Raw genomic sequence first — 19,898 nt, forward strand, 5'->3', positions numbered from 1 at the left:
TTACTCCTCTAGACTTAAAATTTGAACAATATCTAGAAGTAAGTTTTCTTGAGTATTAACAGTCAAATTATCTAGCAAACCATAACCATCAAGAACTTGAAGTAGTGCTTCAGACTTTTTCATTAGTTTCTTATTTTTTATTGAATTTTGGTTCCGACTTGGAATAAATTCATCAAAGTTTTTCTTTGATATAACATAACTCTCAGCATGAGTAATATCATTCTCATTTATATTTTCTCCATTCTCATTTAACACCACAAGTCTGGATAGCTCCAATGGGTCTTTTGAATTGGATTCAACCGAAGATGAAACAATTTTTTTTATCTGTCTCGAAAAATCATCATTTCCTTCTTCTATCGACTTACTTCGCAAGTCCTTTTTAATCAGTTTATATTTATTAACCACTTGCCTAATCGCACTATGTAACCAACGCATTACAATTTGGTAATGAGGGTGAGCAATATTAAAGGACTCTCGATCAATATTAAGAGCAGAATCTAACCCTTTAGAAACAAATATTTCGACTGTCAATTGACTTTTGATCGTATGCTCAGCCACTTGATGCTTCATAAATGTTTCATCGAATGAAATACCAGACGCATTATGTATTCTAATTAAACTACCGTTGTGGTCTTTTGGGCTGACTTTCGGTGTCCATAAACAATAAGCTTCAAACTCTAGCTCTCCACCACTTTCTTTAATATCAACTTTAGATAAATCGGGTTTATATTTACCTAAGAATAAAATTGGCTTTTTTACAAGTGCTTTAGATTTGGGAAGATTGGTGAATTTCAACGGTCTAAATAACTTTATACCATCAACACAAACATTAAAGTCAGGTTTAGAGTTTTGTGAATTAAATCCTAATGTTGTACCAAAAGGTACATTTGGTTTTAAATGTTTGAGCAAACTTTCTGCCTGACCTTTTTTCTTGTTACTCAAGCTGTAAACATCAGCCAAGTCATTCAGCGTTAGGCTAAAAGGATGTTTTTCGACATAATCCAGAGGAATTGAAAGACCTAAAGTCCATATCATATTGAGGTAATTATCTAATACTAAATTTAATTTGGGACTTACTGCGTTTTTTGTTTTATCTAAAATAGCGTCATAAAGCTTTAAAAACTTAACATTCGGTTTATCTTCCACTTCCCAAGGTAGAGAAGGCAACATTGCAAATTTTCCGTCATACTCTTGAATACCTTTTTTATTTGTTAAATATCCAATATGAAAGTCTGGAAGAGTTGCTTTTGATGAATCCATAAAACTATCTTCTTCGATACCTGCTTCAGCATCTGTTTCATTTTCAGTTTGTCCCCAAACATCAACACTTTTCAACTGCTCCTTTGCACTTTGCTTAATATTGAAAAGTAAAATATCAGTGCCATGCGCGGATATATTTTCTGTTACTTCCTTCCATATTCTAACACTACCAGTTTGAAAGCTTTTTCCTCGCTCTTCATTTGATGACGAGTCATGTTTATCTGCATCATCGGAGAAGTTAAATAGTTGAACTTTAGCTTTTAAGTAAAAATCATTACCGGCTTGTTTAGTAACAATTTCAAAGTCCCTTGTAAGTTGTGCCACACTGAAGAGACCAATACCAATTTTCCCAATTAATTTTCGTTTTTTATTAAGACTCAAAGAATTATCTTTGTCATCAGTCACTTTTAACTCTTTACCTTTTTCAGTGCGTTTTGCACTCCCACCAATATGTCGTAACATATTGACTAAAGTACCTATCGACATACCATTACCATCATCTCTTATTGTGATGGAGTTAAACCTTGGAGCATCAGTCTCAACAAATACATTTTCAGCATCGGCATCATAAGCATTCGATATTAGTTCCCTAAGGGCAGAACCCGGCAACCGATAAATACCATCAGTTACTCTTGCTAATACTTTATCATCTGTTTCAAGCTTAGTTTTCTCAACTTTTCCATCAGATATATTCTGTATCAATTTATTTTCTAGTTCGATCTCTGCCTTTAAATCCATTTCATCACTCTACTGTATAGTTTATTTCATAAGGACAGCCCCAAACTTACCCTACAAATGGCACTGCATTTCTTACTTATGTATCTAAGGACATTATTGTGTCCTTTAATCATCACGTATTATAGAAGCTCCGTTCTGAAGCTGATATTATTGGTGTACATAGCATTCAACTGAAAATTAAAAAATAAGATCACTTTTATTTAAGAAAAACTATTATTAAATCTGTTTAACTTTTATATCAGCTAACTATTTATGTGCTGTTAATTTCAAAAAATATATAGTGCGATTGTAAAACATTTATGTAAAACAAAATATCTCACACATCTCAACAACACGCGTTAAACCTATGTTTTTATTGCCTATGGACTTTTATAAATTTCAATAAAATCACCATGCTATTTTAACTGTGATTTTTATATGTGAACTAACTTCAATTTTTTGGTTTTCTAATGAATCATAAAATTTTGACAATCATCAAATGAACGTACTTAGTTTTATAGATAACTTTTCTAATTCTTCTTCCCTCTCATCAAAATAATCATACCTATCATAAATACCTTCAACACCTTTTAACTTATGATTTAAGCAACGCTCGGCTACATGACCGGGCGTTCCTTGTGATGCTAATAGACTCCGACAGGTTCGACGTAAATCATGCACTGTAAAATGCTCCATTTCACCCATTTGGTTAGGTGGTTGTTTCTTCTTACCAGCCTCATGGCCAAACAACTTGGTAATAGCACGATTAAGCGTATCTTTACCCATACAAGGGCGTTTGCTTCTTCTACGGCTAGGAAAAACATGATCAGACCCACAGGCTCTTATCTGAAGCTCTTTAAGCCATTCTAAGACAGATTCTGATAACGGCATAACAATGCCAACACCTGACTTACTACGTTCCTTAGGAAGCCTCCACTTACCCTCTTCCAAGTCAAACTCCTCCCATAACGCCTCAGTTAATTCCCCTTTCCTAACACCCAACACTACTAGTAATGCACACGCTAAATAATTATCTCGACTAAAGCTATCACGATTCTCTCGCGCCTTTTCAAAGAAGAATTTAAGTTCAATAATGCTTAACGCTCTATCTTTACTTTTCTCGATGCCACCAGCATCCGTTACAGTAAATGCACTTGCTGGGTTAGCGCCTAGCAGGTCTAACTTTATGCCGTGATTAAAAAGTTGTTTGCAGTAGCCTAATGCATCATTAGAAATCGCTGGACGGCCTGAATCATTAATGGAAGTTATTACTCGTCTGATATCTCGGGCATTAATACTATCAAGTTTAATTTCGCCAATAATAGGAGAAATATCTTTGCGATAAACACGTGCAGGAATTGAGGGATGTTTTAAACGTTTTATATTACCTTCTTGCCAATCAACAAAAAGATCATCAACGGTTTTAATTGTACCTTGTTCGGTACGACGCTTTTCTAAGAGGGGATCAACGCCTTGACGGAGTTGTTGCATTTTAAGTGATGCAGTAACTCGTGCATCTGCAAGAGACAGATCTGTATACTTCGCTAAGGTCATCTCTTTACGTTTTTTATTGGAGGTAAATCTTAGCATCCAATGTGGCTTACCAGATTTAGGGACAACAAAATACAAGCCGTCCCCATCTGCGAATCGTCCAATCTTACCCTTTGCTTTAGCTTCTACTTCTTTTGCTGTTAGCTTGCCCATTAGTGCGTCCACTCCAGTTAAATAGAGGGATGACAGTCACCCACCACCCACGATCAACCAAAGTATAACATACCCACCAACAAACCCACCACCAAGACTTGGAACCCACCATATCAACACGAACTATGACGGACAACAAAACAACACAAACCCAGTAAAAACAACGAACAAAGAACAACGAAAAACTCAAGCGAACATTATTCGATATTCTGTACCTGTTCTCTCATTTGCTCAATCAACACTTTACACTCTACCGCTGCAGCGGTGATGTCTGTGTTAATTGCTTTAGAGCCTAGGGTGTTGGCTTCACGGTTAAACTCTTGCATCATGAAGTCTAAACGGCGACCTACTGCGCCACCTTTTTTAAGCACATTACGCGCTTCTGATATATGTGAATCTAGACGATCTAATTCTTCTGCTACGTCTGATTTTTGTGCTAACAATACCAGCTCTTGTTCAACACGTGTGCTGTCTAAATCAACTTTAGCATCTTCGAATTTTTTTAGAATGCGTGCTTTTTGCCAAGCGTGTACCTCAGGCATAAAGTCACGGACTTTAGCGGCTTGTTCGCCAATGCTTACCAAACGTTGGTCGATAAATACTGCTAGGTTTGCACCTTCTGCGGCACGCGCTTCAACAAACTCGTTTAAAGTTGTTTGAAAACCAGCCATTAATTCTGCACTAACCGCGTCAGCATCTTGCTCTGGTGCTTGCATCACGCCCGGCCATTTTAAGATATCTACAGGGTTTACTGAACCCGAGCCCATTTGTTCAACAACCCATTGTGCATTTTGCATCAATTGGGCAGCTAACTCTTTATTCATGCTTAATGATGAGCTGCTTTCTGAGTTTGTTTCAAAGCGTAAACTACATTCGATTTTTCCGCGCTCTAAACGTTGTCGGAATGTTTCTTTTAATTTAGTTTCTAAACCACGAAATTGTTCTGGTAAGCGAAAATATGTTTCAAGATAACGCTGGTTCACTGAGCGAATTTCCCAAACTGCAGTACCCCAATCACCTTTTAATTGTTTGCGTGCAAACGCCGTCATGCTGTAAATCATATTTTCCCCTTTAAATTTGAATTCAGAGTATAACTGACTAACCACTAAACATGCTACGATGCGCTTCATTTTGGAGTCGATTTAATGCAACAAAAAATAAGCTGCCACCTAATCGCTGGTTTTTTAGGAGCAGGGAAAACACACTTTATTAAACAATTAACCGCTAACAAACCAATTAATGAACGTTGGGTCATTTTAGTTAATGAAGTGGGACAGCAAAGTTATCCAATTGATCAACTGAAAGCACAAAACATAGCGGTTAAAACAGTATTAGGTGGATGTTTATGTTGTACTGCAGGTTTACCTTTCCGCGTTGCCTTAAATGAGATGATTAGGGATAACAAACCCGATCGTATTTTTATTGAGCCTGCTGGAGCCGGACATTTAGACAATATTAAGACGTTATTAACAGGTCAGTTTTATCAACCGATTATTAATATCACTCCTACTCAATGCTTATTAAATACAGCGCATTTAAATGATGTTACATTTTCCGAGCATGAAAGCTATCTACAATTAATACAACAATCTGATACGTTGTTAATTTATTCAGGTGAAGGTGTTAAACAAGCAGAAGTCATGGCTGATCGCTTTGCTAAACCATTAACGATTTTACAGGGAAATAAACAAGACTCCCGCCTATTGAATGCGAACGATTAAATAAGACGGGGCAATATTTACTTAAAATAATTAATGGTTATTTATCAATTACCCTTTGATCATACGAGCTAAATCTTGGCCTTCCTCTATCATGTTAGTGAAAGTGGCTAATACGCCTTCTTTATCTAACTTAATGGCATTAGTTAGTGGTTCAGGAAAGCGTTGAATAATGACTTCAGGCGGTAACCCTAGCGACCATGCAAAACGCATAAAGACTGACAAGCGGATCAAAATAGCGGCTTGTGAAGGATTATCATAAGATAGAGGATCAAGTTGTTGTTCAATCGCATCACAAAAAGTCGATGAAAAGTTCCAATGTTTAGCGAGTGCCGCCCCTACTTCGGTGTAATCAAAACCGAAAAAGTCACGTTGCGCATATAAACGAGGATGGCCAGAATCTATTGCTTCTCTAATTAATTCGCACTCAACTGGCTTAATTGTTTGTAATAATAATTCACCAATATTATGCATCATGGCGCAGGTGAAGGCCGTTTCATTATTAGTAGTGGTATGTTTCGCTAAATTTTTTGCAATACTGGCGGTTATGAATGTTTCTTCCCAAAATTTATCTTTATCAAATCCAGTAATATCAGGAAAAACATTAGAGAAAGATGCAGCAACTACAATACTTCTTACTTGATTAAAGCCTAAACGGATCACCGCTTCTTCGATTGACTCGACTTCTTTACCTCTACGGTAAGTCACTGAATTAGCCATACGAATGACTTTTGCGCTAATCGACTGATCTTGTGCGACCTTCTCTGCTATTTCTTCTACACGAGTTTCTTCATTTGAAAATGAATCCATTAACTCGAGTAATATATACGGTAAAACGGGTAATTTTTTTACATCTTTAAAAAGTTGGGCGGTTAACTCCATGTCGATATTTTGTCCATTGAATAATTAATCAGACAAAATAATCGGAAATAGAGATAAAATCAAACATTAACTCTTAATAGGTATTATTTAGTTCATTTAGACGATAGTGTTATTCGTTAGATACCCTATAAAAAGGTAATTAATATCAGCACCTAAACATGTCAAAAGCTTAATAATGGAAAAGGTATAAGATCGCCCTAACAATTAAACAAAAAATAGGTCGACAATAAATAACCTCAATTCTGGTTAATGAAAGGCGAATTATTGAAGCAATTACGGGTTATTGAGAAATAATTTAACGCAGAAACCCGTGGAAATAGTGATGTTGCTTTACTTATTCAGAACTGAGGTTAAATCAATTGTATAAGTTAACTGATTAATTTAACCGCCTCTGAAAATAGAATTGGTTTACTAAATAAAAAGCCTTGGTATTTATCAACACTTAACTTTTCTAAAATTGTTAACTGTTCTTTCTTTTCAACGCCTTCGGCTATCACTTTACAACCAATCATATGCGACATTTTAGTGACTGCGGAGACGATACTTTCATCTTTTGAGCGATCACAAATATTATCAATATAAGACTTATCAATTTTAATATAATCAACAGACAATTCTTTTAACACAGAGATTGAAGAGAAACCTGTCCCAAAGTCATCAATCGAGATATGTACGCCAGTATTCTTTATTTGCGTAATAACTTTAGATAAATACTCTAAGTTTTTAATCATCACCGTTTCGGTTATTTCTAAGTGCACGTTACTTGCCTCAATAGCATACTTTCCTATTAAACCAGTTAAAAGGGTTAAGAAATTATGATTTTCTAATTGCAGTACAGAGACGTTAATTGAGAGCGCAAGTGTGCTATCTAATTCATTTAACTGTCTCAAACTTTGAATCGCTTGTTCTAGAACAAACTCACCTAAGAAGTTAATTTTTCCGTATCTTTCTGCGATATCGATAAATTCAGATGGCGGAATAAATTCATCGTTAAATTGCCATCTGAGTAACACTTCAAATGAGGTTATTTTATTAGCGGCTATGTCGACAATAGGTTGATAACAAAGATGAAAGTTACCTTTTTCAACACAGTCTGTAATAGAACTACGTAATGTTTCCTCTCTTTTTAGAGAAGCATACATGCGCTCATCAAACACAGAAATACCATTACGACTTTTTTTGCCTTCATACATAGCAACGTCGGCATATTTTATTGCTTGAGTAAGATTGAATGCATCATGTGTAAAATACAGTCCAATTTTAAAAGAAGGTTTTACCTGATAGTGCATGTTGTTAACAGGCTTGGTCAATTCATCAACCAACCGATGAATACAATCAAACAAATGTTCTTTAGAGTCCTGCCGTGTGTAGAAAATGAATTCATCACCGCCCCATCGACAAGCAATAAAGCCATTATTTTTTTCTGATCCAACTAATCGACGACCTGTTTCTGCTAATACAAAATCCCCAAAGTCATGACCATATTTATCATTAATAACTTTAAAATAATCCATGTCTAAGAATAGAATCGCTTTGATATCATGATTACTTTCAGCTAAATCTAATGCAACATTAGAGACAAAGCTTTCTCGATTAAATAGCTGCGTTAAGTTATCTCTCTGCTCTAATAGGATGATTTTATCGGTGCGTAATTGTACTTCTTTTTCTAAATCATCAATGAAAAGATCTAATTTTAACTCATTCATTATTGATGATTTAACATCTTTAGCGGTACGTACAGCGGTTACAAAACAAAGAATAAACCATAATACGAGGCCTAATACACCTAACATTTGTTCATCGCCAATCGGCTGAAATAACAAGAGAACACTAAAAGGAACGAGTAAAAAAGTGATATAGGAAATAGAAGATCGGATATCTGACGCTAACACATTGACACCACCGCCAGCGAGTGAACTAAATACCACTAGCGATATAAATTTTTCCTGCATCAACATTTGTTCAAAAAACAAAATAGGGAAAAGCCCCCATGTAAAAGCTGTTAATAAAACACCAATAAAATAAAAATTGTATTTGTTTTTATTGTTATCACTGACATAAAAATGATTAACAAGACGAAGAAGTGAGATGAACGTTAAGATGGCAAACCAATATAGCTTCTCTGTGGCACCACTATGGTTAATGCCACTGAACACAACAACGCAGGAAACGATTGTATTGATAATAATAGCAGAGCCAAAATAAGAGCTAACAAAGGCTAACCGCTTGTCGTTAAAGCTATTTTTTTTCATTGTCATATTTGTTACTTAAAGGGTCAGTCCATTGATACTAGCAGTTTACTTAAATTACAAAGCTTTAAATAGTGTACCTTCTCATTTCATACTCATATAGAGTTAAAAGTGCGAAGGTACTATGTTTCTAATGTGCTTCTAATTTTTTACTTATGTTATTGATTAACTTCATGAGCTAACTTTATTAGTTTACTTATCGCTTTTCAACATACGGTTTAAGCAATGAAGAACTTGTTTATCACTTAAAGCAGCATCATTTGTTGATCCTAAAGGCTGCCTTTCAGTTAATAAACTATCGATTAATTAATCGATTATAATCAAATAAGCCATATTCAATTGGATCTTGTTGTAAGTATAAATCATGTAGATGATCGCTGACTTCCCAAAACTGAGTATCACTACGTCTTACACCATATCGAGTGATTAACTCTTGAAATTTTTGCGAGTCATTAGCTTGCAAGAATAGACTAACAAAGTCTCCTTTATCAGCGGCTGACACTTTAAAAATAATCCCTGGATAGGTGCCTAAGAAGCCTTTGTATATCTCAGCGGTATCTTCAGAAACACTTCGATTTGCCGCTTCATTCAGTAAGGAAGAAACGTTTTTATGCGCATTATCACGTATCAATGTATACGCCCTGTCATCATTCTTTTTATCTTCAATAATAACAAAAGAGACTTGAGGTAATGCCACAACCACTGAGTTACCTAAGTTATTCAAACGCTTTAGCTCAAGATCTTGCTCTGGCACTCGATATTGCTCGTTTTTGGCTTTCAACATAGGCTGTGTATAAACATAGTGTTTTAAACGATTTAGTAACTCTTCTTTTGGGAATTCCGTTTGATATTTAATACCAGATGGGCGAGCATGCATCAGGTTCCTATCATTCAAATATTCTTTTAACTCTTTAGTTGCCCCTAAGTACCAACTAGCGAGTACCGGCTTTCTAAACTCATTCGGTATAAAAGAGATAAAGTTAGTTTCTGACTCAATACGCAAGAAGTCCATGTATAAACGGGTCGTTATTTGATGTCCAACATTGCCGTAAACATCAAACCCCGCCACTAATAGATAATGAATTCGCTCTAGAATTGGGTAATCAATTAACCAAGCAGTTTTAGGTTGCTTACCTAATGCCCCTTTGACGACTGTAGCACTATCAATATGTCTGAAAACGGTTAATGCCGCATTTTCATTACCAGACCAAATATTAGAAAAATTTAAACCGGTATCATGGTTCATAAAGCGCTTAATATAATCACTTTTTGCTTTCACATACTGACGACTGCCTTTTGCATAAGAAAGCCATTCGATAACAGATAAATTATTACTACTTGATTCTGCCGGTAGTCTTAAATTATTGGCTTGTTCGTAAACAAAATGATCCACATCGGCATTGCTTGTGGAGTCAGGCTCTACAAAAAATACCCAGAACTTATCATTGATAACATTTACAGCCACTTGCCCACGACAAACTGGCCCTTTAATAAAGCCGCTAATCGTGAAATAAGCCTCTTTCAACATAAATTGATAGCGCGCACTGGTTGGAATATCTTTAAACACGACGAAAGGATTGAAGTCTTTATAACCAGGTAACGTATCAATCGTAAAATCAGCGTTATAAAATAATGTATCCCATAACTGTTCTCGCTGCTCATTAAACACATAAGGTAAGTTAGTTTTAGCTAATGTTGTTGCACGATCTAGCATTAAACGATAGTAAACACGATCTACTTTAGGGTCATCGTAAGGACGGCGTGATGGGATTATTTTTAGTGGCTCACCTGGTGGTGTTGATGAACGCACGAGTTTAAAAAATCGAGGAGGCGTGTCAGTGCTAATAGGCAATGCATCAAAATAAATATGGCCAATAAATAGGTGCTCATAAATATAGCGACCAACTAATTGCTCTTTAAGCGAGTCTCCATTTAGCTTTTGTTCCCAATGGGCAACTAATTTTGACGTTTCCTCGGACAAAGGTAATGGCTCTGACATTGGTGCGCCCTTCGCGATCCATGCTTCTAATGTTTTGAACTCATCATTGCTTAAGTTAGGTAAACCGTAAGGCATCCCACCTAATGGGAAATCTTCTTGGTAATCATCTAATTGATTAATGTCTGGACATTGATCTTGGCGATCTAAGGAATAATTAAACTCTTCTGGTAAGATGCCTTGTAGTTGAGGATTGTTTTCTTTTTGTAACAGCAGCTTATACATGATGCTGCCTTGTAAATTAGCAAGCATAGTTTGGTCACGCTCATTCAAGACTGATGAAAAGCCTTTTTCACGCCATTGCTCCGTATCATGTGCATCGATAAACAAACGTGAAGGTTTCGCACCTAATAATCGTTGCCCGTTATAAACTTGATCTTTACTCGCACCACGATCAATACCTTCAGGAGAAGACAGCTTTAGCTGACAAGGTGCATCGTAACAACCATGACAAACCACACAACGTTTCTCAAGAATCGGCATAACTTGATCTCGATATTCTTGTGCTAATAAGTCATCTACTGATAATTGTCTAGGCCGAGCTTGGTCTTTACCATAATCTTCATTCAATTGATCTTCCGTGTCAGAGCAAGCACTAATAAGTACAGTGCATAGTAATATAATTAATGCTTTAAAAGTCATGAAGCTGTTCTCTAAAATTGCTAGAATATATATTCAGTTGTTAATGCGAATGTTAACAATTATCTAAGTTACTATACAGCTTGATGTATTTAGATAAGTAAATAAACCATTATAGATGCTAAAAAATGCATGGAAGCAAAAAATTAGTACAATAATCAGATAATTTAGTATGAAAGAGACAGGATACATCGAATGAAATTTAGCCCATGCACAGGTGACTGTACGAGTAATGAAGATCGCTGTGGCGGTTGTGGCAGAAGCAGAGAAGAGATCACTGAAACACAATTGATCACCAAGCAACTGGTAGAGCATTTAGTTAAATATAAATATGATGATCCTGAAAAATTTTTAGAAAATGTCAATAGAAAAGCGATTAAACGCTCGAAAAAGGCGCAAGAACAGAGTTAAGGTTGTGGACAATAAAGTCGATAAGGCAGTTAAAACTCAACTAAAAGCACATAAGCACTCTACAATACGGAAAATGTTAAATGGCTAAACATCATAAAGAAACGGTATCGCAAGAAACACAAGATGAAGCGTTAGCCATGGCAAAAAAAGTGCAAAAACCAGGGCAGACGAAAGAGCAAACCCGGTTAATTACATTAGGTATTCAAAAAGGCATTGCTGAATATAAGAAACTCGCAAAAAGTAAACAGCGAGATGCAGATAAAGCCAAAAAGAAGAAAGCGCCTGTTGTAGATATTGAATCAGACATAAATACTAACGAGCATAAATCTAAAAAACACTTCCTACCTTGGGCACTACTTGTGTTGAGCTGGATTGGATTTATTGGCTACCATTTTTTAAATTTATAAATGAAGTAAAGGAATAAACATGGTTAAAGTAATTGTAAACGGCGCAAAAGGTCGTATGGGCGGAGAAGCCGTTAAAGCCGTTAATAATGACAGTGAGTTAGAGTTAGTCGGTGCTTGTGATTTTGGTGACGATTTAGCGGCCTTAATAAAGCAAACAGGCGCCCAGGTTGTTGTTGATTTAACTGCAGCCTCTGCTGGATTTAATAATACACAAACTATTCTTAATGCTGGCGCATGCCCTGTTATTGGTACCAGTGGTTTTTTAGAGCAACAAGTAGAAGAATTACAAGCACTTGCTAAAGAAAAACAACTAGGTGGATTAATTGCACCTAACTTTTCAATAGGTGCCGTATTAATGATGCAATTTGCTGTACAAGCAGCAAAATACTTACCTGACGTAGAAGTGATTGAAGCGCATAGCCCACAGAAAGAAGAAAGCCCATCAGGCACTGGTATTCGTACCGCTGAGTTAATTGCCGCAGCGCGCACGAAAGCAGCAACACCTTGTAGTGACAAAGAGTTAATTGAAGGTGCTCGTGGCGCAGAATTAAATGGCGTTAAATTGCATTCAATCCGTTTACCGGGTGTTGTGGCTCAGCAAACGGTGTTCTTTGGTGGATTAAGTGAAACCCTAAAAATTGAGCATAATTCACAACATCGTGAATCGTTTATGCCTGGTATTTGTTTAGCCTGTAAAGAAGTCGTGAAACGTTCTGAGTTAGTTTACGGTTTAGAATATTTAATGGATTAATAGTTCGTTAGGTTCTAGTTAATAAAACGCCAGCTTCTTGCTGGCGCTTTTGTATGTCGGCATCAATGTTTATAGCTTAATGTACAGTACTAGTTATTCTTTTAAAGGATCAGAAGCCAAGTGATTAAATAATTGATTGCCATAAACAAAATAGATAAAAACAAGTGGGATACACAGGTAATATAATACCTGTAATTGTTGTAACGCTTGCCCTGTCGATACGGTAAAAAATCCAATAACACTAAAGAATAGAATCAACATAAATTGTGAGTAGTAGCTTTTACAAATAATGTAACGTGTCGGTTGTTCACGACGAGCAATATCATAAAAGCGTTTATTGAAAGCCAGTCTAAAAAAGTTACTCAAGAAAGCGATCAATAATAAACCACTGTATAACATAACCGTGCTCGACTCTTGGTTTAACTGAGCTCGGAACAGCCATGAACAAGCATATCCAATGACTGCAATGCTATAAATAACCTGCACATTAATGCGGTCAATTTGTTTTTTTATAAAAAAGAAAATCAACGCTAATAAAATACTGAGTGCAATTAAAATCAACCCTAACTGCATCACGTTTTCCTGTGTCAGCATGTAGATCGTTAGCATCCAAAAATAACTTTCTAAAAACAAAAATAAGCCATCAACAATAAAAATCAGTATTGAACGATGTGAGTCTTTAAACCCAATGATTTTTTTTAAACTAAAGGCAGGTACTTGTTTTAGTTCGTATAACTCACTTTTCTCTTGCAAGCTGTTATTAACCAGACTAAACCCTAACAAAGACAGTAATAACGACAGTACAAGTAAGCCAATAAAATATTCCATGCCTAAAAGGTAACTGCCAACTAACACACCTATTTTTAACGCAAAGACGACTAATATCTGGAAGTTACCAAAAGTGTTACCGGTATTTTTATCTTCAGTAATGGCTTGAAATAAGAGGCGCTGTGTTGACCAATAAAAACAGCCTGCAGCGCCATTAATTAACGCACCAATTGTCACTAGTGCGAGTTGGTTATCCCACACTAATAACAACACAAACACACTTTGAAAAATAAACGATAAGCTTATTAACTTACGCCAACGATGGGCAGCACGAAGGCGATCCCAATAATATAATGCAACAACAAACCCTGCGGCAGTCAGCGCAATAAAATAAGCAATATGGCTAATGGTTAGGCCTTTATCCCATAAAATAACGGCAATAAATAAAGGCAGTAACCCTAATAAGAAAGAATGAAACCCTGTAAAAAGATAAAAGGTACGTGTTAAACCTGACACCTAGAAAGTATCAGACTGTTTAATATCTAACGCATCTAATTGATTAAAGTCATCACTTAAATCTTCAGCTTTACCGTAACGTGGGTAAGCATGCATTTTTAAATATGGGCGAGAATTCACCTCAAGGAAAATACATTTTTGATCGCGATAATCAAATTCAATTCCTTTCTCCAAGATCACATCGATACCTAGAATATTGGCATCAAATAAATTGAGTACATTTTTAAACAAGTCATTATTAGCTTCTGGTAATAACTGTTTATTAATCACTTCAACCACACCACCTGGCGCTAAAGAGATACGATAAAATAAAGTCACTCGTTGCTCTGCTGTAGGAACAGACTCAAAATTTAAGCCTTGTTTTGCTAAGAAGGCTTTTGTTTGTGCACTTTCTTTTAACGGATAAATAACTGGGTATAATTTCATTTCTTCACGAATGGTATTTTCTTTCAACATCAATTCACGAATTGTTGAAGTACCATCGCCTTTTACAGCGGGTGCATAACGTTGTAATACAGAAAAAATTTCGCCATTCGCCACAACAACACGGTAGTTGTTACCTTCTAAGAATTCCTCAACAACCGTAAATGGCCACCAAAGTTTCGCTAAGAAAATAGCTTTCCATAATGCTTTATAGTCTCGAATAGGAAAATGGCTGCCACGAGAAAAGCCGCTGACATTAGGCTTAATAACTAAAGGAAAACCATGCTGTTTAGCAAAGCGAATCGCAGCAAAAGGGTTTAAAAAAATTAAACCTTGTGCATGAGGAATACCCCCTGATTTAAACTTGTCGCGAGCTTGTTCCTTACTACGACAACTTCTACGGACCTCTAAGCTATTGTAGTTACTACAACCACCCATAAATTTTTTACTGATCCAAGCATATATTATTTTTTTAATATTCATTAAGAGGGCTCATTTTTTATATTCGATTTTAGTAACCGAGCTGATTGTAATTTTTGAAAGAAAATAGACTTAACAGGCTGTGAAGCAGGAATGTCTTTAGTCACTAATGCTAATTGTTTCATGCCTAAAAATACAAATTTAAGTTTTGCTTTTAAGTTCATTTCTTTTGTTAACAATACCAGTGGCATAGGCACATACACATTAATTTCTACAATAGAAAACTGTTCATCAAGCAAAGCTTGTAAGGAATCTGCTCTGGCGCAAAAACGGGCAATTTTGAAATTACCAATAGTAGAGAATAAGGATTCGATTTTTTGTACTTGTTCCGCATTCAATTCCGACATACAAGATTGATAATAAGTATCGCTGTTGTAAATACCATTTACTGGCATGAGATCGTCGCTATTATTACACGTTTCAGTCACTGAAATAATCGCAGAAGACTTATTCACCGTCGCTCCTGGGATATAGAATATTTCGAACTCTCGTTTCCCTTTTGCAGCAGCTTGTATCAAATAACGAGGGCTTTTTTCTGCGCGATGTTGGCGATGTTCTTGTAGCGCTGCAAAACTATCAACACGACAAACACCCTGTGAATTCTGTCCCCATTCAGGTTTTAGAAACACAGGATAACCATCAGGTTGTTTATTATTTTGCTCGTCACCTTGATCAACGAACTGCATTAAACGCCATTTTTCAGGTATAAGCAGATCCATATCTAGCTTAGAAAAAATATGTCGATGCTGATTGAAATAATTGGCATTTAATTGAAAGTACTTCCAAGGTGCAATCAGAAATCGACAACACCATAGAATATAAGAAAGCACTAGCAGTATACGTATTAGCAAAATTGTACCTTATTGATTTTATTTATTTTTATAGTCACGGTAATTAGTAACAAAAAGGATGAACCCTAATATTACGATAGACACTGCAGTATAAAACAAACTACCGCCGTCACTTTGGCCTTCATGAATAACTTCAATACCTAATGGTGTAAACAGGTGAAAGAAAGCGGCACCCGTCATCACGCCAAAAGCCATTAAACCACCAATTGCATGCATCAAACTACGGCTTGGTGCACATTGTAAAAGACCAATTTTCTTCAATAACCAAAATAAAACCGGTATTAATAAAACAATTGATGTGATCAACTCAACAGTCCCTACAGCATAAGAACCATAATTTGCGAATAAGGTTCCAATTGGATTACCAAATAAACCTTGCATCCATACACCAATCGTACCAAAAATATGTTGTGTATCTGGATGTAACGTAAACTTATAAGGCAACGATAATACAAAAACCTTCGCTATCCACAACACTACAACCCAACTAAAAATAGGTAACACTCTCATTTTTATTCCTTGTCTAATTTAGACCAATTAAGGTCAGCTTTTTTAATAAAACCGTCTTTATCAGCAACCCATGTATCTTGGACAGACTGATCATAGTTTAAGTATAGTTTATCATTATAAACAGTCCAAAATGCAGGTTTACCTGGTGCTGTTTCATTTCCTGCGATTGCCCATGCACAGTAACCACCGTATTGTGGTGCATATTTTTCAGGGTTATTTTTAAACAAAGTTAAATGCTCTTCACTCGAAAAATACCAGTCTGCTCCGTTATATTCTAATTGATATTTACTGCTGCCTTCTACTGGCTTATTTTCAGTAAAGTAAGCCACAACATCGTAACCACCAGCGGCTTTATCGCTAAAGTAACTTGTATAAACCGCATCAGCAGCATTTGCACTTTGAAAAACTGCAAAGCTCATTAATGCGATAACTTGTAAAATAGAAAATATTTTTTTCATGTTTAGTTCCACCATTTTTGAATTAATATATCTAACAGACCACAAAAGATACTTTTTTATTGCTTAGTTTAGTTAAAAAATAAAAATTTATTTATATTTTTTATTTAAACAGGGAGATGCAAAGTATCTGCAGGAGCCAATATGGCAGCAAAATACGCTTATTATTATTTTTTAAAAGGCATAAAAAAACCTCACTTAATTAATCAAGTGAGGTTTTAGAAGTCAGCTAAAAACTAAGTTATAACGGTAAAACTACAATCAGAGTTATAACACTGATAGCTTATCTTTCATTTCTTGGTGTTTTGCTAAGATACTCTGACTTGGTGTTTTGCTTAACAAGCTCACAACAACAATCGCTATTAGTGCGAATATAATGCCAGGTACAATTTCATAAACATCAAACCAGCCGCCAGTTAATTGTTTCCAAACGACGATAGTCACACCACCAACAAGGATGCCTGCTAAAGCGCCATAACGCGTCATACGAGACCAGTACAAGCTTAATATAATAACAGGTCCAAATGCAGCACCGAAACCAGCCCAAGCATACGATACTAAGCCGAGTACTGAACTCTCAGGGTTAAACGCAAGTGCTAATGCAATCAGTGATAAACCAACTACCCCTAAACGCCCCACTAATACGACTTTTTCAGAACTTGCTTCAGGATTAATATGTTGTTTGTAAAAATCCTCTGCTAACGCTGAAGACGATACAAGTAACTGCGAATCAGCCGTACTCATTATTGCAGCAAGAATTGCCGCTAATAAAATACCAGCTATCACAGGATGGAACATACCATTCACTAAAATCATAAAGATAGTTTCACTATCTTCTAACACACCACCTAAGTGAGAATCTACATAAGTGATACCGATTAACCCAACAAAAATAGCACCAATGATTGAAAGAATCGTCCAAATTACTGAGATACGACGTGCTGTTGTTAATGATTTATTACTGCTTGCAGCTTGGAAGCGCGCCAAAATATGTGGCTGTCCAAAGTAACCTAAACCCCATGCAAGTAATGAAATAATAGCAATAACGCTCATTGGCGTACCATCATTATTAGTAAAAGCATCTAATAACTCTGGATTTTTAGCCGCTAATGACGTGGTTAAATCACTTATTGAACCATCTAAAGCCAGAATCGGCACTAACATTAGTGCAGCAGCCATTAATAAGCCTTGGACTAAATCGGTCCAAGATACCGCTAAGAAACCACCAAATAAAGTATAAGACACAACACAAACAGTACCGATGATAACGGCTAACTGATAGTTAAGGTCAAACACAGTTTGGAATAATTTACCGCCAGCCACTAATCCTGCACTGGTATAAAAAAGGAAAAATAACAGGATAAAAAAAGCTGAAATAGTTTGTAACATTTTGCTTTTATCTTCAAAACGACGAGCAAAATAATCAGGTAAGGTTAATGAGTCATTAGTAATAATGGTATAAGTACGTAAACGTTTCGAACATATTATCCAATTTAACCAACTACCGACTAATAAACCACCAGCAAGCCAGAACGATCCATAACCAGCAACCAGTGCATAACCAGGTAAACCAAGTAATAGCCACCCACTCATATCAGATGCGCCTGCTGATATAGCTGTTGGCCAAGGTCCTAGTTGACGTCCACCTAAAAAATAATCCGAAGAATTAACGGTCTTTCTGAAAGCCCAATAGCCAATACCCATCATCATTGCTAGATAAAGGATAAAAGTCCCAATAACCGCAAAATTTTGTTCTATCATAAAAATTAAACTCCTAAACACAGCCTTGTGATAATTAGTATTAATAAGAACACAATCATTCCTTAATCACAGTTCCTAACAATACCCTAACAAAATCACTAGTTACTAATCCAGTCTATTGATATTTCACAGAGGATTAAATTTGATTAGGTTGCTTTTAACAATTTTTGTGCGATCCAGATCACACTTTATTCTCGAGTAAAAAATGACAGTACGATGATTATTTAAACGTAAAAAGAACAAAATAATCTATAAAACTGCCCATTTACAAACAAAAATAGTCGATTAATCAATCAGAAACACTCTGTTTAAAATTTATATAACAAACCAGTAGAAACAATAAAACTCTTAGTATCATAAAAACTAATATCAGAATTTTCTTGGCTATATCCTGCCATCATAGTCCAAACCCAACGATCCCAATCAAATGGTCTTTTATAGCTATAAATAGAAAAAATACCGGTATGGTTTAGATTTTGCTTAGCATCAAAAATGGGATTAATTTGCTGATACACACGAGTACCTGCATTAATTGTAGTAATTAAAGTATGTCGATCACGGAAAATCAAGATAGACAGTTGTGCCGTATATTGATCATAACTATTAGCGTTACCCTCTGCATTACGGTGAGTATATTGAAGGTTAGGTTTTAACAATATACCTTTTGCTACTGGGAATAAGGTTTCAACATCGACCCTTTGATAAAGGCTATCACGTTGTAGTGAAGCAATTTCAGCAGCATCAGTTAATTGACTTTGTCCACTGCGTTCATTATCAATACTACTACTGGCAATCGCATACTTTAACGTCAATGGACTACCAAAAATTCTCTCTACAGCAATTCGCCCTCCTCCCACTTTTTCATCGGTAGTTTGTCGGTCACTACCCACTAAGAAAGGGTCTTCCCAAGTTTCATTCAATATTGATAATTTAGGAAAAACGGCAAAGGTTAACTGACTGTCATCATTGAATTGATGAACAACACCAATCTCATATTGAAATTGTGCTGTTGAAACTTGTTCACGGCTGTTACCTAAGAAAAACTGAGTTTTAAGACTATCTAATGTGTATTGCGCTCGACCTAATGGATAAGCCAATGCAGAAGACTCCGATTGCCCACTATTATTTAAATCATTAGTGGTCTCGTTATCACTGTCCGTATCAAATTGAGACTCTCCACCGCTGTAACCAACATTTACACTTAAGGTAAACTCCCACCCTGCTTCTTTACTTAACGGTTGAGCAACAATAGAGCAGCTCATGAAAATACCTACAGTGAAACAACTTATTCCTTTTAACATGATCTTTTGTCCCTATTATTTTTTGACCACTATTGTTTTTTGGTCACTATTTCAGTGTTAAATAATGTAATTAATAGAATGTAATGTAGCGATGGCAGA

At 35.9% G+C, this 19,898-nt stretch carries 17 protein-coding genes; 4 read left to right on the top strand and 13 right to left on the bottom strand.

What is annotated here, in order from left to right:
- From SP041_RS06385 to SP041_RS06395, 3 genes are all read right to left on the bottom strand, one after another.
- The gene (locus SP041_RS06385; protein WP_025563488.1) at window positions 1–1,998 is read right to left on the bottom strand and encodes an ATP-binding protein; all 1,998 of its coding nucleotides are present in this window, start codon (window positions 1,996–1,998) and stop codon (window positions 1–3) included.
- 474 nt (window positions 1,999–2,472) lie between these two features.
- Window positions 2,473–3,681 (bottom strand): site-specific integrase, encoded by a 1,209-nt coding sequence (locus SP041_RS06390; protein WP_025563487.1) that lies wholly within the window; start codon window positions 3,679–3,681, stop codon window positions 2,473–2,475.
- 197 nt (window positions 3,682–3,878) lie between these two features.
- Window positions 3,879–4,742, bottom strand: coding sequence for a YicC/YloC family endoribonuclease (locus tag SP041_RS06395; RefSeq protein ID WP_025563486.1), 864 nt, complete (start codon window positions 4,740–4,742; stop codon window positions 3,879–3,881).
- 84 nt (window positions 4,743–4,826) lie between these two features.
- On the opposite strand from SP041_RS06395, the gene SP041_RS06400 reads away from it, so the two are divergent.
- A complete protein-coding gene (locus tag SP041_RS06400) occupies window positions 4,827–5,402 on the top strand; it encodes a GTP-binding protein (protein ID WP_025563485.1) in 576 nt (191 codons plus the stop codon).
- Window positions 5,403–5,450: 48 nt separating this feature from the next.
- Here the strand turns inward: SP041_RS06400 and SP041_RS06405 are convergent, their stop codons facing one another.
- The 3 genes from SP041_RS06405 to SP041_RS06415 all read right to left on the bottom strand — a co-directional run bounded on the left by SP041_RS06405 (window position 5,451) and on the right by SP041_RS06415 (window position 11,168).
- A complete protein-coding gene (locus SP041_RS06405) occupies window positions 5,451–6,281 on the bottom strand; it encodes an HDOD domain-containing protein (protein ID WP_025563484.1) in 831 nt (276 codons plus the stop codon).
- A gap of 368 nt (window positions 6,282–6,649) precedes the next feature.
- On the bottom strand, window positions 6,650–8,539 hold the full coding sequence (locus tag SP041_RS06410; protein WP_025563483.1) for a bifunctional diguanylate cyclase/phosphodiesterase: 1,890 nt from the start codon (window positions 8,537–8,539) through the stop codon (window positions 6,650–6,652).
- Window positions 8,540–8,825: 286 nt separating this feature from the next.
- On the bottom strand, window positions 8,826–11,168 hold the full coding sequence (locus SP041_RS06415; protein WP_025563482.1) for a fatty acid cis/trans isomerase: 2,343 nt from the start codon (window positions 11,166–11,168) through the stop codon (window positions 8,826–8,828).
- A gap of 192 nt (window positions 11,169–11,360) precedes the next feature.
- Between SP041_RS06415 and SP041_RS06420 the strand changes: the two genes are divergently transcribed.
- From SP041_RS06420 to dapB, 3 genes are all read left to right on the top strand, one after another.
- Entirely contained in the window at window positions 11,361–11,576 is a 216-nt protein-coding gene (locus SP041_RS06420; protein WP_025563481.1) for a DUF1289 domain-containing protein, read from the top strand.
- A gap of 80 nt (window positions 11,577–11,656) precedes the next feature.
- Window positions 11,657–11,983 carry a DUF2956 domain-containing protein gene (locus SP041_RS06425; RefSeq protein ID WP_025563480.1) on the top strand — a complete coding sequence of 109 codons (327 nt, stop codon included), beginning with the start codon at window positions 11,657–11,659 and terminating at the stop codon, window positions 11,981–11,983.
- A gap of 19 nt (window positions 11,984–12,002) precedes the next feature.
- The gene (gene dapB, locus SP041_RS06430) at window positions 12,003–12,734 is read left to right on the top strand and encodes a 4-hydroxy-tetrahydrodipicolinate reductase (protein WP_025563479.1); all 732 of its coding nucleotides are present in this window, start codon (window positions 12,003–12,005) and stop codon (window positions 12,732–12,734) included.
- A 93-nt stretch (window positions 12,735–12,827) separates the two neighbouring features.
- Here the strand turns inward: dapB and SP041_RS06435 are convergent, their stop codons facing one another.
- From SP041_RS06435 to SP041_RS06465, 7 genes are all read right to left on the bottom strand, one after another.
- A complete protein-coding gene (locus SP041_RS06435; protein ID WP_025563478.1) occupies window positions 12,828–14,018 on the bottom strand; it encodes an MFS transporter in 1,191 nt (396 codons plus the stop codon).
- Window positions 14,019–14,924 (bottom strand): cyanophycin synthetase, encoded by a 906-nt coding sequence (locus SP041_RS06440; protein ID WP_025563477.1) that lies wholly within the window; start codon window positions 14,922–14,924, stop codon window positions 14,019–14,021.
- Window positions 14,924–15,772: a hypothetical protein gene (locus SP041_RS06445; RefSeq protein WP_025563476.1), complete on the bottom strand. Its 849-nt coding sequence runs from the start codon at window positions 15,770–15,772 to the stop codon at window positions 14,924–14,926. The genes SP041_RS06440 and SP041_RS06445 overlap by 1 nt, the downstream gene beginning before the upstream one ends.
- An 18-nt stretch (window positions 15,773–15,790) precedes the next feature.
- A complete protein-coding gene (locus SP041_RS06450; protein ID WP_037048393.1) occupies window positions 15,791–16,282 on the bottom strand; it encodes a hypothetical protein in 492 nt (163 codons plus the stop codon).
- A gap of 2 nt (window positions 16,283–16,284) precedes the next feature.
- Complete coding sequence (locus SP041_RS06455) at window positions 16,285–16,740, bottom strand: YHS domain-containing (seleno)protein (RefSeq protein ID WP_025563474.1); 456 nt, start codon at window positions 16,738–16,740, stop codon at window positions 16,285–16,287.
- Between the two features lie 264 nt (window positions 16,741–17,004).
- Window positions 17,005–18,498 (bottom strand): sodium/proline symporter PutP, encoded by a 1,494-nt coding sequence (putP, locus tag SP041_RS06460; protein ID WP_025563473.1) that lies wholly within the window; start codon window positions 18,496–18,498, stop codon window positions 17,005–17,007.
- Between the two features lie 308 nt (window positions 18,499–18,806).
- Entirely contained in the window at window positions 18,807–19,760 is a 954-nt protein-coding gene (locus SP041_RS06465) for a DUF2860 domain-containing protein (protein WP_240791426.1), read from the bottom strand.
- Window positions 19,761–19,898: the final 138 nt, after the last annotated feature.

The organism is Psychromonas sp. SP041, assembly GCF_000470315.2.
In the GTDB taxonomy this organism is placed as follows: domain Bacteria; phylum Pseudomonadota; class Gammaproteobacteria; order Enterobacterales; family Psychromonadaceae; genus Psychromonas.

Bases quoted from the DNA above. Each gene is read 5' to 3' on its own strand.
- SP041_RS06465 (WP_240791426.1), bottom strand. From the start codon at position 19,760: ATGAGCTGCTCTATTGTTGCTCAACCGTTAAGTAAAGAAGCAGGGTGG.
- SP041_RS06395 (WP_025563486.1), bottom strand. From the start codon at position 4,742: ATGATTTACAGCATGACGGCGTTTGCACGCAAACAATTAAAAGGTGAT.
- SP041_RS06420 (WP_025563481.1), top strand. From the start codon at position 11,361: ATGAAATTTAGCCCATGCACAGGTGACTGTACGAGTAATGAAGATCGC.
- SP041_RS06385 (WP_025563488.1), bottom strand. From the start codon at position 1,998: ATGGATTTAAAGGCAGAGATCGAACTAGAAAATAAATTGATACAGAAT.
- SP041_RS06440 (WP_025563477.1), bottom strand. From the start codon at position 14,924: ATGAATATTAAAAAAATAATATATGCTTGGATCAGTAAAAAATTTATG.
- SP041_RS06425 (WP_025563480.1), top strand. From the start codon at position 11,657: ATGGCTAAACATCATAAAGAAACGGTATCGCAAGAAACACAAGATGAA.
- SP041_RS06390 (WP_025563487.1), bottom strand. From the start codon at position 3,681: ATGGGCAAGCTAACAGCAAAAGAAGTAGAAGCTAAAGCAAAGGGTAAG.
- SP041_RS06450 (WP_037048393.1), bottom strand. From the start codon at position 16,282: ATGAGAGTGTTACCTATTTTTAGTTGGGTTGTAGTGTTGTGGATAGCG.
- SP041_RS06415 (WP_025563482.1), bottom strand. From the start codon at position 11,168: ATGACTTTTAAAGCATTAATTATATTACTATGCACTGTACTTATTAGT.
- SP041_RS06400 (WP_025563485.1), top strand. From the start codon at position 4,827: ATGCAACAAAAAATAAGCTGCCACCTAATCGCTGGTTTTTTAGGAGCA.
- SP041_RS06455 (WP_025563474.1), bottom strand. From the start codon at position 16,740: ATGAAAAAAATATTTTCTATTTTACAAGTTATCGCATTAATGAGCTTT.
- SP041_RS06405 (WP_025563484.1), bottom strand. From the start codon at position 6,281: ATGGAGTTAACCGCCCAACTTTTTAAAGATGTAAAAAAATTACCCGTT.
- putP (WP_025563473.1), bottom strand. From the start codon at position 18,498: ATGATAGAACAAAATTTTGCGGTTATTGGGACTTTTATCCTTTATCTA.
- dapB (WP_025563479.1), top strand. From the start codon at position 12,003: ATGGTTAAAGTAATTGTAAACGGCGCAAAAGGTCGTATGGGCGGAGAA.
- SP041_RS06410 (WP_025563483.1), bottom strand. From the start codon at position 8,539: ATGACAATGAAAAAAAATAGCTTTAACGACAAGCGGTTAGCCTTTGTT.